This window comes from Pseudomonas sp. W5-01, from assembly GCF_046540435.1.
Lineage (GTDB): Bacteria > Pseudomonadota > Gammaproteobacteria > Pseudomonadales > Pseudomonadaceae > Aquipseudomonas > Aquipseudomonas graminis_B.
The window spans coordinates 804,135-817,086 of the sequence record NZ_JAXCIP010000002.1; the positions used below are offsets into that span (position 1 = coordinate 804,135).

The following is a 12,952-nucleotide window of genomic DNA, read 5'->3' on the forward strand; positions in this document are numbered from 1 at the left end:
TCTCTCACACTAGCGAATTACGTTTTGCCATCTCGATAAGTTCTACCAGAGTCTTGGCCTTGAGTTTTTGCATCAATCGGGTTTTGTAAGTGCTGACCGTTTTGTTGCTGAGGAACATGCCTTTGGCGATTTCCTTGTTTGTCCGCCCTTGGGCAAACAGTTGCAACACCATCAGTTCACGGTCATTGACGAGTTTGAAGCGCTCAAGCTCGTTGGGGTCACCCTCTTTTTTGATTGATGCGGCAAGGGCCTGACTGGGAAAGTAATTGTAGCCGGATAATACCGCTTTGACCGAACTGACAAGTTCGCTGAGGTCTTCCTGCTTGCAGACATATCCCGAAGCGCCCGACTGCATGCACCGGATGGCGAACAGGCTCGGCGCCTGAGCAGTGAGTACGAGAATTTTCGAGGGCAGGTTCATGGCGTTGAAGCGGGCGAGGACTTCGAGCCCGTCCAGCTTGGGGATGCTGATGTCCAGGATGATGAGATCGGGCATGCATTCACGGACCATCTGCATGGCGTCGACACCGTTGTCGGTCTCTCCGACCACCTCGTAATTCTCGTTTTCCAGAAGCATACGTATGGCCATTCGTATGACCGGGTGGTCGTCGATAATAAAAATATTTTGTGGACAGCCTATGGTTCAGTGTCAAAGTCCAAAGGCTTTTACTGCACTAGATCTTGCTCAAGATCTGCATTGGCTCTGGCCTTTGAGCCCAAGGCCCACAAGGCTTTGGGCTCCTGCTCCTGCTCCTGCTCCTGCTCCTGCTCCTGCTCCTGCTCCTGCTCCTGCTCCTGCTCCTGGTTGTGGCTGTGAGATCTCCACAGTGATTTTGACTGGGAGTGGTCAAGGCACCATCTTCCTGACACAACCCGTTCAATGGCCTGCCGCCGATGCCAACACGGAAGAGGGCTTCTCGTGTTAAGGTCAGAAGGTTTTAAAGAATCTAAGATCTAAAGTAATGTAATAGATGGTAATCGCTAAGTGCTATTTCGAAAAAGATAGTTCTATATTTTATTTGGGTGCTGTGAATGCATATTAGAAATGTCAGAATTTAGAATGTTTTGGTTGCTAAGACTGTTCTTTTTTTTAATTATTAAGTCGAGCCTAGAGTGGCGTTGCGAGGTCACTAATTATCGGTTTAAATAATCGCGGTTTCCGCTGCTAAGTATCGTAACTAGGCTTGGCTTTACTTTGATAGGTTGGTCGTAGAGCTAGCTTAGATAGATACCTAGTTTCGCTGTTGGTTGGGAATAATGGCGCAATTGCAAATCGACAAGCGCAATGATGCAACGACCCGATATGCGAATCATACGGTCTTTTCGTCAGCCCAAAGTCGCGCTACCGTAGCCTTCGAATAGCCCAGTTGAGATGCCACTTGCTTACGACTGGCTCCATCCTTCTTCAACTTCTGTACAAGGTGTTTCTTGTCTCTCGATGTGATCACGCGAGGCCCCTCCAACTTGGCCGGCACCTGAGGCATCAGTTCATCCGCGAGCCCAAGCCTTTCCAAGTCAGCGACTGCAGACAGCAGGACTTCTCTTGGCGATCGCTGCTGCTCCGCTGCTACCACCATCGTGAAAAATGCCGCCGCGCCGACGTTCAGAGCTGCGGCGAGCTCAGTCATTGTGTCTACCGTCGGGGTAGTCTTGAGCGATTCCAGATTACTGATGTGTGATTGGGCTACCGCTCCAGCGATTTCATGCTGGGTCAGGCCCTGCCTACTGCGGAGAAACTGCAGCACAGCAGCAAACGGGCGTCGCAGCGACATCTTCGTCTTCCATCTGAAAAGCAGACGGTATGCCGTGATTGCCTAGGATCACTCAAATATATATAGTGATCTAAGTGAGTCATCTTGATGTGGTGTGCGATCGTGCTTCCTCAGCCGCTGAGACTGTTAGGTGGCAATTCACAACTAATTAGTAGGGGGTAGAAATTGGATAGCAAGCACGTCGACCACCTGTTTGACGGCGCCACTTGGCTTGCGGGGAATCCCTTGAGCGCCGCCGAAGCCCGAGAGGCCGTGGCCAGCAGCTTCCCAGGGAAGCCCTACTGCATAGTGGAGGAGTGGACGATTCTGCGAATTGACCTCACCCCCGATGAGATCGTCCGTGTCCACTCTACCAACCAGCTTCCGCTCTTCATGTTCGCCCATAAGGTGGTAGAGGACAGCCTAGGCCGCTTCCAGCCAGGCGACTGGGTTCGCTCCAGTATGTGCGTCACATTCGAAGGCGGCGTTTTGTTCGAGACCAAAAATACGGCCTACGTCCTAATTGGGCCTGGTCATGAGCAAACCGCGAGTCTCAAGGCCATCTTTTCCATCTTCTAACCTCCGCTCCAACGAGAGCTTCGCGAGAGACATAAGGACATCCGATGTTCAAAACACACGAAGCTGACATGGTTGGCGTTCCAGGCATGTTCGGAGAAGGGCAGTACCAATGGCGCCAGGTATCGCGAATCCTCCGCACCCACTGGTATCACGTAACCCTGCAAGCCACGCAAGAGGGGCGGATTTCTGAAGCAGCACTGATGGTCGATACCGAGCATCAACTGCAGCAGCTCCTGATAGCTCAGGACGAAGAAATTGCGGTCACCGATGTGCAGGTGGTGACGCCCCCTTGGATGAACCGTTGTGATTCGTGGGGAATGCATCGGGTAGTCAAAGTGACTGTCGGTCACGACAAGGTTGGCTGCGATGTGTGCCTCATTGAGGTAGACAAGGGGATTGTTTACCACAGCTCACACCGTCAAGGCTTTCAAATCGAGTCACTAAAAAACCTTCGTCCAGTTTTTCTAGAAAGCATGATTCGATCAGCCTAGGAACTACCAAGAATCCCCCACGATACCAGCACGCCTGGTTGCGTGTGCACTTCCTGATAACTCCATACAGAACGCAACAGGAGCGCAGTGATGCTCGACACGATAGACGTAAATTTTCACGGAAAGCGCCACACCGACTTTGACCTCCGTCGCATTATGAGAGCTCGGGAGCAAGGCTTTGACGAGCCGGTAACCGCCTATCTCTGCGGCGTGTCGATCAGAGCTCGGGCATGCATCGGCGTCGTGTTTGACCACAATCGAAGAGACCAATTTGGACGGTTTGAGGATGGCCACCTCATCCGCACCTCTGACATCGTTAAAGCGGGACGAGAAGGGCGTTACTGGGTGCTGACTACAGAGAACTCCCGCTATGTGCTTGCCACTTTTCAACGCGGGAATGGGCGCTCGAGTTTTCGAGATTTCCTACGACTCTCTAAAGGGCAGCATCACCTCACCCCTCGCTCGCTGCAATAATGGTCGCAGACATCCTGATCAATCGCTGGCGGCTGCATAGCAGGCTTGTCATCTATAAGGGCGGCTCAGCATGTTTATAAAAAAAGACGAGGTTGTCTGCATAGCCTCTGGTTTGTTCGAGAGCTATGACAGGAGTGGCCCCTATGCGGCTGCGCGAGACTTCGATCTTTCAGTTTTCATCGAATCGATCAGATCCTCGAATATGACTCCGTGGGAGGCTGGTGACTTCATGCGTGAAATTCCTAGCATGCTAATAGCACAGGGTCTGCTTGTTAACATGCCCTGTCGAACCGTTTATCTCGGAGCTTTCGGTGAATTTGACGTCGGCGAAGAACGCGATCCTTTATCCTGAAACCCAGGTGCGCTCTCACCTAGCTCCCCAATAAACCAGCACAGCCTAAGGTCAAAGCTTTTTATTATCCCTTGGGAAGCGCCTCCACCTTGATTACCTTAACCTTGCTTTCTGGACGGGTCACGTCGTCGTCGCTGTGTACATAATTATAAATTCCCTCGAACGCCGCTTCGACATCTCTGATTGACCCGCAAGCGGAATATTCAGCTGCGTCTGTACGGATGATCTCATGTTGAACTGCGCTCATAGAGCAATGATTTCCCAGTAACACTGTAGCCACGGTGGTATCAAAGACGACGAAGCTAATAAGGAATTTCATGAGTGCCTACTTATATTCTTTTGTATAAGATCGGCGTCATGCACGGAGGAAGGATCTTCATGAGTAGTGAGCGGCTCAGAGCCGGGAGCCATGTATTGCCAGACCAACTAAGCAGATGCGGGCTCAACCTTGAGCACTTTGACCTTTTGTTTCGGCCAGAGCACCGCGTCATCGTTGGTGGGGAAATTATGGTGCCGCTCGTATGCCTGCTCAACCTCTCGGATATTTTTGCAATGCCAGTAGAGGGGATTGCTTTTCGTGCTTACTGTAATTCTTGAAACTCCGCAAAGATTGTCGGGGTGATCAAGGCGACTCTCTTCGAGGGTGATATCGATGCTGAGATAGTACACGTGATAGTCCATTGCTTGCCTCCGCGCTTTTGCCTGTTAGGTTGACGCTGCGATTTTCGCACAATGGTGTCGGAAATCAAGGAGCGTCGCTAAACTTAAATTACTTGGCAAGCAAGATATGTTGCTATAAAACGCCACATGTTTCTGGCCGCAAAAGGATGACCTAGTCATGATCTTATCCAGTGTAATCGGGGGTTCTGAGTTTCTAAGCCTAATGGCCGATCTATTCTCACTGTACCAAGCGCTGTAGGTTTATACAGTACATGAACTGATTTGCAGGCGAGTATAAGCTCAGGTAATGCAGTTCTTCTTGGGCCAAGGCTTCGATTATCCGTCCACAAACGCAATGATCTGTAGTGCCAAGGATCTTGCTTGGCTTCGGGTGAGATCCAGAGTCACGTCACCGACCATTACTGAAGCCATTTCTTTATCGACCCATAGCAAAACCTTGTTATAGTCTTGAGGTCGTTTCATGTTGACGAATTTTCCTTCCTTCAGGTTTGGCTTAGTGAAAAAGGAAATGGCCCATTGTGCAGTCTCATTGCGAGTTGAAAGGAATGTGCTCGGAGGTATCTTCTTAGTCATTGATGCACCCTTTAACAAGTTGTTTACTTACTAGACGGTATATTTCGGAAGAACTTAAGCGGATTGAACTTTAATTTCGAAAAAAACCACTCGTCGCGCTATACTCGACATTGATCGCATCGAATAGGCAGAGCTTAAGCTCTGTAACAGAGTGGATAGAGAAGGGCGTGCTGCCTAGCAGACGGCTGTCGTGAACCAAGCCACTGCGTGTCTCGGCCCTGGCGGGCGTCCATCCTCGCGCCTTCGGCCGATGGCCTGCGCGCTCTGCTTGCATAGAATCATGCCTTCGAGCCGAGCTCAGATCGATGCGAAAGCTGGTCTACAGCAGGTGCCAAAAAACGTTGCATCATTTGCCTTGTGCGGTTTCACGGTTGCTCGCCGTTTTCTTTGACCGCCTTACGAAAAGGGATCCACATGACGGTCTTTCTGAGATAGCCTTGTGCCATTCACAGAATGGAGTCGGATTATGTCGCGTGAAGTGGTCGATGCAATTGGTAAGGCCCAGCCAGGCATTCAAAAATACCTAGTGGTGATGGACATGCTCGGCACTGTCGATGTCGCAGTTGATCGTACTTTCCAGCGTGCGTACAACGGGTTTTACCGCGTTCAGCGGCGTACGCCGGATTGGTGTTCAACCTACTACCAGTTCATGCAGCAGGGTAAATATCTTGCTCCCTCTTTCTCCGATACCCTGGATTACCTGTATCAGGTGACAGGCCGCTATGAACCCTCCTTTGCGAGCAAGTTGGCAGCAACACTTGACCCGACCAAACCTGTGTGGGACATCCACGTCCTCAGAAACCTCGGAGTTGAGCCGCCAGCCTATTACTCGCGCACCAAGCTGCAAAATTCTAAGACCTGCTACGCGTGGATAGATAGTTGGTATCAAGGTTTTCTGGATTCCGATGAGGGAGCAGAGTGGATAGGTCTGTTCAATCAAAGGATTCCGTATCACCAAAAAATGACAAGCGTAAAAAAGGTGGACTTTATCCTGTGGCAAATGCGCCGGTAGCGTTTATGAGGACACCGGAGAGTCATAGCGCAGTCTACTTCTGTTAATATTATAGCTAACATGCATAAGGGCGAGTGGGTTCGATGAAAGAAGAAGATAGAGTGAAAAATCTGTTTGAGGTTTTGAAAAGGATAGATACATATTTAGTATCAACCAACCAAAAGCTCGCAATCATTGTTTCCTATTGTGCGGCTGTTTTGGGTTGGCTGTCGTTAAATGTGAGTAAGATATCTTCACTTGTGTCAACTACTTGGCTAAATATGGTGGTGTTGATCCTTCTGTTTGTTGTAATTCTATCTTCCTGTATATGTCTTTTTTTTGCTGCTAAAACTATTTTTCCAATAAATAGCAGTAGCGTGGAGAGGGTGATTGACGATTCTCTTGTTTTTTATGGAGACATAGCTGCTGCGAAGGGTGGCAGTGGTGGCTATCATGGGAAGATAAGCTCGGTAAGCTATGACGAGTTAATTAAGGATTTGTCTCAGCAGATTTTTTCTGTTTCGAAGATTCTTGGTGATAAGTTTCGCTCAATTAAAGTCGTAATGCTTGTCTTGATTTTTAGCAATTTCATTCCAGTGGCTTTGCTTTTACTGGCAACGCTTGTTGACGTGATTCTTACGAGGTCTTGATCATGGAAGGTATCAGTAAGGATGCATTTCGTTCTTTGGTGCGAGATGCACGGTCTAAGAAGCCTATTTATAAGTCTGTTATGGAGGGTCTAGAGCACTACGCTATGGACAGCGCTATCGGCTCGACTCAACGGAGCGATCTTGGGCTAGCGCATGAAGAATATTCCATCCAACAGCAAGTGCGACCTTCTTTTGGTAAAGCAGATGTTAACTCCGCGCCGATCGGAGCTCATCCAGACTTCGCTCATCTTGCAAATACTACAAACACTGAGCGCCATCATGTATGCGCGCTATTTCTTGATATCAAAAACTCGACAAGGCTTTCTTTTCTTTATGATTTGGATGACGTGTTTTGGATTAAAAACCTGATATTGAGGGCCGCTTCAGAAACGGTCAGAGCCATGGATGGACATGTCCACCGCTTCATGGGGGACGCTTTGTTAGCTTTTTTTGGTGGGAAAACAGTATCGCGCGACGATAGCGTAATCAATGCGATTAACTGTAGTTCGGTTCTCCAAGCGATGATGGAACGCACGATTATCCCTGTATTGGGTGAGGAAGGAATCGATGCGAAAGATATAGGTTTCCGGATAGGCCTGGATTACGGCGGTGATGACCAAGTGCTGTGGGGTTCTTACGGGTTCTCCAGTGTGTTTGAAGTTACTGCTACATCGTTCTACGTAGATGTTGCCGCAAAATTGCAAAGTATGGCTAGTAAGAATGCTGTGATGATGGGGCAAAGTATAATTGATGTTATCGACTTTCCAAGCGAGTTTGTTCAGAAGAAGAAGGTAGTGAGGGACGGTGAATCTTATCAGGTGGATACCTTAAATAAGACGTATACCGATAAGAATGGTAATGTGACACGATACCGGGTGAGGGAGTTGCAAAGTGGCGGGTATCGAGATCTTCTTCCGTTTCCAACGAGTCTTAAATCTAAGTTTCCCGGCTCGAAGGTTGTGCACGCGGATGGCGTTGAGTTTAAATGTTTTGAAGGAGGCGCGGATTCCAAAGAGTATTATCCTTCACTATCTAGGTCTCTGGAGAAATTTAAATCGCTTGAGTTTCGGCTGAGGTTTGATAAAGCTGTCTATCGAAGTTTTGATTTTCCTCTCAGCGTTGTTTTTAATAAACGAAATTATGGATTTGAGGCTCAGTTGAATAAGTCTGCAGGGCTCTTTTCTGTTGTTCAGGACACCGTTGTAGTTGAGCGCGATGCTTTGCGACAAGTTTTTTTCCCTGGTAGAACAATCAAGCGGACTGAGAGCACGCAATACCGTGGTCTTCACTCTATGGAAGCGATCGTGAAGGACGCGAAGGGGAGTGTGGTATTCAGGGATTTAATTGGGGTTTATATCTCCTGAAAAAGCCTGGGTCTGACCCTCATGACGGTTGGCAGATGCGACTGGTGCGAGGAATGAAAGAGGCGGGCTTAGATTTTGACGCATCAAGGCTATACTCGTAGGCAGGAGGATCATCGCCTATCGTACGTCTTTGTACGATTGATGCTGCCGACGGAGAAGCCTTGCATGAACCAGTACCTTGACCCGTCAGCGCCCTGTATATCCAGCTTCAAACACTTTGGCGCGGTCATCGGGTATTCAGGAGCTTTGGGTTACTGAGCGTCACATACCAGTTAGCATAGAGGGGTCTCAACCCTATGCTGATTCAGGTCTGGAGCTCCGTCACTCCACCAAACCGGCCCACGCCCCCCGAGCCCCGCTTCGGCAGCCAGAACGCGATCCTTGGCATTCTTCATCTCCCTTGGATCACCTGAAGCCTTGGCGGCCTTCACAGCTCGCGTGGCGTCCATAAGGTCATTCACCAATTTCTGACGTTCGTCTTCATCAAGCGCCGGATTCAAACAACGTCACAACCGTCCTTTGACAACAAAATAGCGACCGTCTGGGGTTGTGGGATTCATGGCATGAGTCCTTTGAGCCAGTTACTGCCTGTCCTACCTCTTCGATATTTGAATCTTGATAACCCGCGCCCTTGATGATAGTGGACGAGGTCAGGTCGATCCGCTGTCTGTCTAGCTTCCGGCGAGAGTAGGTATACCAGGCGAGTGGGCATCGTTGCCCCTGGCGACTGACGATAGCGAATCTAGCCACTTGGATCTGGTCGCATGATGTAAGCCAGATCAACCTTTGGAGATGATCATGCTCAGTTATCTGTGGATCGGTGCAAACGACGTCGATGCATCCGTGGCCTTCTACGATTCAATTCTCCTGCCGCTGGGGTATGAAAAAGGCTACTCCGAAGGCGTCTGCAGCTACTCGCTTCCAGGTACGGTAGACAGATTGAATGGCCCAGGGACACTCCATGTCGGCAGACCTTTTGACGGTGGGCCAGCCACTGATGGCAATTGGATGATGCCGGCGTTCCGAACTCAATCTCGGGCTGAGGTCGACGCAATTTACGTTGCCGCATTGGAGCAGGGAGGAGTGGATGAGGGCGCTCCGGGGACACGGGCTGCGTACACGCCCAATTTCTACGTGGCCTACCTGAGAGATCCGACCGGCAACAAGGTCGCGGTGTTTTTCAACGAGTGACAGACGTGGCTATCGAAGCACCTCTGGTTGCTGAGCTGGAGGCTGTTAAAGCTGCCAGGAGGCACAACAAATACGTAGAGGTCGTCTCCGTCAAATCGATGTTGCCGAGATATACCGTCTCGACTGACCTCAAGCGCTGCATGGAATATCCTTGCTACCCGCAATCAACCTTCGGGCAGTGAATAGAACGATGGGTTTTGAACAACTAGCTGAATTACGTGACCGCCTGAGGGCTGAAAAAGAGCCGCCAAAAGCTGCTAGCGCGAAGGCTCTCAAGCGTAAGTCCTCGCCGCAGGCGAAGGCTCGTATCCAAGATCCAGCGGTGGAAGCGATCTGGCCGTTACAGAAGCACTTTCCACTGGCGTTCCCGGTCAATCCGGCTCCCAAGGTTCCGCTCAAAGAGGGCATTCTAAAGGATGCTGAGCAGCACCTTGAGCTGCTCGGATTGACCCGTGAACAGTTGAAGTTGGGTATCTCTACTTGGTGCTGTGGAGCTCGGTACTGGGCAAGCATGGTGGAGAACGCACCACGCTTGGACTTAAGTGGTCAATCAGCCGGTATTGTGACCGGCACCCAGGCTACGTATGCGAAGCAGCAGGCTTCGCGGCAACGCGGCCAAGACCGGCGACAGCGCGCGAATTTGAAGGGAGGTGGCCAGGCTCCAGCTGCCATTACTGCGGTGGAGCAGGCTACAGACTGAATTCAGTCAGGATGGGACGTAGGTGTCCAATCTCACAGAGACGCTTGGCGATGAGGGAGGAGGGAAAGCCCGGCATTGCCAACAGCGCTTTGTGGGCCGCTCTCGCGGACGGCTGTCGTGAACCGAGCCTACGCGTTACCGCTTCGTCTCGGCCCTGCCGGGCTTCCATCCTCCCATCTCCGGCCAAGGCCTGCGCGCTCCGCTTGCGTGTCGCCAGGCCACCGTACCCGCAGGCTTGTTAACAGGTTGGTGTTGGCGAGTTTTTGAAGCCCACGGCGCTATGCCCTGATCATTACCCCCTGCGTAACCGAAATCTGGCTGGGAATGCTCACATTCAATACTCGTTCATAGCAGCTACTCACCGGATGACCTCTTCGATGTGCGGAGGGGCGCGCCGATGGCCTGTTACAGGGAACTGCGAGCTTTGGCCTTTGCCTCGCTCTGACACACATTCCAGTTATTGAAGGTGTACTGGAGCATGTAGTAACCCTCATCGCTGGAGGTGGCTCTGGCGTCCATTTCGATTTCGGAGAGGTTGTATTTCAGCGGGCTCGCTGAAGTCGCTGTCCATGCAACGGATAGGTACCGTTCTTTCTGGCGCAGGCTCATCATCCATTCTTTTGGCTCGCGCCAAATGCTGCCGGCGATCAGAGTGTCCATAAGCACTGGCTTACCGTACACCTCAGTTAAGGCACCCTTCATTTCATCGAACGACGACTTCAGCTCGTATCCAAATCTACTGGTATGGATATCTTTGCTGATCGCGCGAATCTGGCACAACCCAGCGGTTGGAGACACCACCAGCGCGAACTGAGCAAAGGAGGAGTTTGGCTTGGGTGATTTTTCTAGGCCGTAAAGGCTTTGCTTCTCGTCTATGAGTGAAAGCGTTACGCCTGTCATTGCTTCGATTTCGTTCTTGCTTAACCCAGCAGCAAAGCCCAATGGCCCGTCTGCTGGAGGAATCGACAGCCGCTCTTCCAGTTGTGGCGCAGGTGCTGGTGAAGGCTTTGGGGATGATACGGCTGTCGAGGTCGAGGTCGAGGCGCTGAGCTGGCCACTTGTGGGCGCACCCATTGCGGACTGTGGCAAACCATACTTTGCTGACAAATACCGCTGCTCCAGCATCGCGAGCGTTTGCTCCTGGGTTGCCACTGTTGCGAGCTTCAATGCTTTGATGAGTCCCCCATATTGGTTAGCTTCAACCTGCCCGGCCGCAATGCCTGCTTTCGCCGTCGTAATTTCATTAGCGATTGATGACGCTAGCACCTGATCAGGCTGCACTGCCGGGACTTGAATATTGATTTTGGCACCCGATTCGATCGCTTGGATACGTTGCTCCAGTAGGGCCTCATTGGCTTTCAGAATCTCCAAGCGTGCCGTGGCAAGCAGCTTGATGGCACCGCCATACGTTGAGGCAGTGCTGTTTGCCACACCGATCTCTTGTTTAGTGGAGTTGAGTTCGCTGCGCAGCGCTTCGGTTAGCGTTTTTTCCTCGGGAGTGAGCTCTTTGTTGAAGCAACCGGACAGCGTGGCGAGTAGCAGCGCACTGGCGATTATTGACAGCTTGTTCATCTGACATCCTTTTCATGAGTCGAGTGGCAACGGGCGGGCGATTCCCAGACGGTGATTCCTATCGCGACCTGTCACTGCAGGCAGCAGTGCTTGTACTTCTTGTTCAAGCCGCATGGGCAAGGCTCGTTTCGACCTACCGGTGTACCTGTGTAGGGACGTCGAGAAACAATGGCTGCTGCGCGCGCGAGTTGAGGATGGGCACGGTTAATGGTGACATTGATTTGCTCCCAGAGTAGGGGGGTAAGTCTGTCGCAACCCGGAAGCAGATCTCGATGCTGCGAAGTGCTGACAATCGCATCCTGGCAGTTGGTGAGGCAGCTCAGAGCCCTCTGGAGTGCGTCTAGGTCATTCGTTTGCTTTGCCAAAAGATGGGCCAATCGATACCAAGCTCGTATCTGAGTTTCTTGGATGTGACCACATTGTTCGTAAAGCGCTCGAGCGTCAATGCTGGTGCGTCCCGGAATGATTTTTTGCATGATCAACCCGGCTAGTTCAAGCATCGCTTCGGGATGTTTTTGATCTGCTGCTTCAGCCAGCCACGCGATGGCTTTTGGGCTGTCATCGGGAAAGGCATGCCCTTGGTTATGAAGTGAGTACAGGTGAAATTGTGCTCGCGGAAAACCAGCTTCGGCAGCCTGCAGAGAGCATTGGAAAGCAGCATCGAAATCTACGGGGCCACCGAGGCCTTGTTCATGCATTGCCCCTAGTTGGGCGATTGCCTCCGGGTGCGATTGGGATGCCGCCTGTTGGTACAGGCCTCGGGCGGCGTCCAGATCTTGCTCATATAACGCTGAGCCCCAGAAATAGCAGTCACCGATGAAAGCCGAGGCATCTACGTGGCCTTTCTCGCTCGCTTGCCACACGTATCGCTCCCCTTCTTTGCGCTGGTCGTGGAAGTCCTCTCCTTGAAGCCGTGCTAGGTAAACGCCGTACTCATACAGTGCCTCGACATGCCAGTCGTGCGCGGCCAGCTTAAACCAGTGATTGGCTTGATCGATAAATTTGCGTGAATCGAAGCCGTAGCCATCATCAGCACGAAACATAGACTCGGTGGCCCTTAGGCCATCAGCTTTCTCTTTGAAATAAATCCCCAGCATGTGCCGCGCGTCAGCGTCTTCCTCAAAAACGGCCTGGTAGCTGATCAGTTGTAAGTTGTCCCGAGTTGGCAGGGTGACCGTATACCTAGGAGCTTCCCCATCAACCGAATTAAGGCCGTACAGATGCTCAAGCAGTTTTAACGCAGCCGGCAATGCCTCTTTCAGCATCTGTGCATAGTCGTGGGTAGTAAAACTGAATGCCTTAGGGTGAGCCGCGATGTTTCCGTGTTTTTGCAGAATCCGTAGGGGGGCTAGCACTGTGTGGTCTACCAGGCCCGTGTCTCTCATTCTGGCGATCTTTCGCTCAAGCTTCTTCCCCCGATCCATATTCGGATCAAGCGTTTCGCACACTGTTTCTGCAAAACTCCGTAGCAGCGTGAGTGCGTATCCAGGCGCGGAAACGCCGTATTTTGCGGCCCTTTCGTACAGATCACCAAGGTTGGGACTCACGCCGTGCGCAAACTCAATATCGTTCATGGTTTAGCC

At 51.2% G+C, this 12,952-nt stretch carries 15 protein-coding genes and 1 pseudogene; 8 read left to right on the forward strand and 8 right to left on the reverse strand.

The window, feature by feature from the left end:
* Positions 1 to 4: 4 nt before the first annotated feature.
* Together SLW75_RS08900 and SLW75_RS08905 are read right to left on the reverse strand one after the other, a co-directional pair.
* Complete coding sequence (locus SLW75_RS08900) at positions 5 to 640, reverse strand: response regulator (protein ID WP_410934382.1); 636 nt, start codon at positions 638 to 640, stop codon at positions 5 to 7.
* A gap of 670 nt (positions 641 to 1,310) precedes the next feature.
* Complete coding sequence (locus tag SLW75_RS08905) at positions 1,311 to 1,772, reverse strand: helix-turn-helix domain-containing protein (protein ID WP_410934202.1); 462 nt, start codon at positions 1,770 to 1,772, stop codon at positions 1,311 to 1,313.
* A 165-nt stretch (positions 1,773 to 1,937) separates the two neighbouring features.
* Here SLW75_RS08905 and SLW75_RS08910 point away from each other — a divergent pair, with 165 nt between their 5' ends.
* From SLW75_RS08910 to SLW75_RS08920, 3 genes are all read left to right on the forward strand, one after another.
* Positions 1,938 to 2,330 (forward strand): DUF6957 family protein, encoded by a 393-nt coding sequence (locus SLW75_RS08910; RefSeq protein WP_410934203.1) that lies wholly within the window; start codon positions 1,938 to 1,940, stop codon positions 2,328 to 2,330.
* A gap of 44 nt (positions 2,331 to 2,374) precedes the next feature.
* Positions 2,375 to 2,821: a hypothetical protein gene (locus SLW75_RS08915; RefSeq protein WP_410934204.1), complete on the forward strand. Its 447-nt coding sequence runs from the start codon at positions 2,375 to 2,377 to the stop codon at positions 2,819 to 2,821.
* Positions 2,822 to 2,911: 90 nt separating this feature from the next.
* Complete coding sequence (locus SLW75_RS08920; protein ID WP_410934205.1) at positions 2,912 to 3,295, forward strand: hypothetical protein; 384 nt, start codon at positions 2,912 to 2,914, stop codon at positions 3,293 to 3,295.
* Positions 3,296 to 3,711: 416 nt separating this feature from the next.
* Here the strand turns inward: SLW75_RS08920 and SLW75_RS08925 are convergent, their stop codons facing one another.
* The 3 genes from SLW75_RS08925 to SLW75_RS08935 all read right to left on the reverse strand — a co-directional run bounded on the left by SLW75_RS08925 (position 3,712) and on the right by SLW75_RS08935 (position 4,901).
* Positions 3,712 to 3,966 carry a hypothetical protein gene (locus SLW75_RS08925; protein ID WP_410934206.1) on the reverse strand — a complete coding sequence of 85 codons (255 nt, stop codon included), beginning with the start codon at positions 3,964 to 3,966 and terminating at the stop codon, positions 3,712 to 3,714.
* A 107-nt stretch (positions 3,967 to 4,073) separates the two neighbouring features.
* Positions 4,074 to 4,328 carry a hypothetical protein gene (locus SLW75_RS08930; protein WP_240887404.1) on the reverse strand — a complete coding sequence of 85 codons (255 nt, stop codon included), beginning with the start codon at positions 4,326 to 4,328 and terminating at the stop codon, positions 4,074 to 4,076.
* 315 nt (positions 4,329 to 4,643) lie between these two features.
* Positions 4,644 to 4,901 carry a hypothetical protein gene (locus SLW75_RS08935; protein ID WP_410934207.1) on the reverse strand — a complete coding sequence of 86 codons (258 nt, stop codon included), beginning with the start codon at positions 4,899 to 4,901 and terminating at the stop codon, positions 4,644 to 4,646.
* Between the two features lie 466 nt (positions 4,902 to 5,367).
* Here SLW75_RS08935 and SLW75_RS08940 point away from each other — a divergent pair, with 466 nt between their 5' ends.
* From SLW75_RS08940 to SLW75_RS08950, 3 genes are all read left to right on the forward strand, one after another.
* The gene (locus SLW75_RS08940) at positions 5,368 to 5,913 is read left to right on the forward strand and encodes a hypothetical protein (protein ID WP_410934208.1); all 546 of its coding nucleotides are present in this window, start codon (positions 5,368 to 5,370) and stop codon (positions 5,911 to 5,913) included.
* An 83-nt stretch (positions 5,914 to 5,996) separates the two neighbouring features.
* Positions 5,997 to 6,542 (forward strand): Pycsar system effector family protein, encoded by a 546-nt coding sequence (locus SLW75_RS08945; RefSeq protein ID WP_410934209.1) that lies wholly within the window; start codon positions 5,997 to 5,999, stop codon positions 6,540 to 6,542.
* Between the two features lie 2 nt (positions 6,543 to 6,544).
* On the forward strand, positions 6,545 to 7,906 hold the full coding sequence (locus tag SLW75_RS08950; protein ID WP_410934210.1) for a nucleotide-binding domain-containing protein: 1,362 nt from the start codon (positions 6,545 to 6,547) through the stop codon (positions 7,904 to 7,906).
* 226 nt (positions 7,907 to 8,132) lie between these two features.
* Here the strand turns inward: SLW75_RS08950 and SLW75_RS08955 are convergent.
* A pseudogene (locus tag SLW75_RS08955) lies at positions 8,133 to 8,406 on the reverse strand (hypothetical protein).
* Between the two features lie 298 nt (positions 8,407 to 8,704).
* Here SLW75_RS08955 and SLW75_RS08960 point away from each other — a divergent pair.
* Positions 8,705 to 9,097, forward strand: a complete 393-nt coding sequence (locus SLW75_RS08960) for a VOC family protein (RefSeq protein ID WP_410934211.1) — start codon at positions 8,705 to 8,707, stop codon at positions 9,095 to 9,097.
* 190 nt (positions 9,098 to 9,287) lie between these two features.
* The gene (locus SLW75_RS08965) at positions 9,288 to 9,797 is read left to right on the forward strand and encodes a ProQ/FinO family protein (RefSeq protein WP_410934212.1); all 510 of its coding nucleotides are present in this window, start codon (positions 9,288 to 9,290) and stop codon (positions 9,795 to 9,797) included.
* A gap of 405 nt (positions 9,798 to 10,202) precedes the next feature.
* Here the strand turns inward: SLW75_RS08965 and SLW75_RS08970 are convergent, their stop codons facing one another.
* Positions 10,203 to 11,369 (reverse strand): hypothetical protein, encoded by a 1,167-nt coding sequence (locus SLW75_RS08970; protein ID WP_410934213.1) that lies wholly within the window; start codon positions 11,367 to 11,369, stop codon positions 10,203 to 10,205.
* A gap of 71 nt (positions 11,370 to 11,440) precedes the next feature.
* A complete protein-coding gene (locus SLW75_RS08975; protein WP_410934214.1) occupies positions 11,441 to 12,943 on the reverse strand; it encodes an SEC-C metal-binding domain-containing protein in 1,503 nt (500 codons plus the stop codon).
* Positions 12,944 to 12,952: the final 9 nt, after the last annotated feature.

Bases quoted from the DNA above. Each gene is read 5' to 3' on its own strand.
- SLW75_RS08905 (WP_410934202.1), bottom strand. From the start codon at position 1,772: ATGTCGCTGCGACGCCCGTTTGCTGCTGTGCTGCAGTTTCTCCGCAGT.
- SLW75_RS08915 (WP_410934204.1), top strand. From the start codon at position 2,375: ATGTTCAAAACACACGAAGCTGACATGGTTGGCGTTCCAGGCATGTTC.
- SLW75_RS08920 (WP_410934205.1), top strand. From the start codon at position 2,912: ATGCTCGACACGATAGACGTAAATTTTCACGGAAAGCGCCACACCGAC.
- SLW75_RS08925 (WP_410934206.1), bottom strand. From the start codon at position 3,966: ATGAAATTCCTTATTAGCTTCGTCGTCTTTGATACCACCGTGGCTACA.
- SLW75_RS08930 (WP_240887404.1), bottom strand. From the start codon at position 4,328: ATGGACTATCACGTGTACTATCTCAGCATCGATATCACCCTCGAAGAG.
- SLW75_RS08935 (WP_410934207.1), bottom strand. From the start codon at position 4,901: ATGACTAAGAAGATACCTCCGAGCACATTCCTTTCAACTCGCAATGAG.
- SLW75_RS08940 (WP_410934208.1), top strand. From the start codon at position 5,368: ATGTCGCGTGAAGTGGTCGATGCAATTGGTAAGGCCCAGCCAGGCATT.
- SLW75_RS08945 (WP_410934209.1), top strand. From the start codon at position 5,997: ATGAAAGAAGAAGATAGAGTGAAAAATCTGTTTGAGGTTTTGAAAAGG.
- SLW75_RS08950 (WP_410934210.1), top strand. From the start codon at position 6,545: ATGGAAGGTATCAGTAAGGATGCATTTCGTTCTTTGGTGCGAGATGCA.
- SLW75_RS08960 (WP_410934211.1), top strand. From the start codon at position 8,705: ATGCTCAGTTATCTGTGGATCGGTGCAAACGACGTCGATGCATCCGTG.
- SLW75_RS08965 (WP_410934212.1), top strand. From the start codon at position 9,288: ATGGGTTTTGAACAACTAGCTGAATTACGTGACCGCCTGAGGGCTGAA.
- SLW75_RS08970 (WP_410934213.1), bottom strand. From the start codon at position 11,369: ATGAACAAGCTGTCAATAATCGCCAGTGCGCTGCTACTCGCCACGCTG.
- SLW75_RS08975 (WP_410934214.1), bottom strand. From the start codon at position 12,943: ATGAACGATATTGAGTTTGCGCACGGCGTGAGTCCCAACCTTGGTGAT.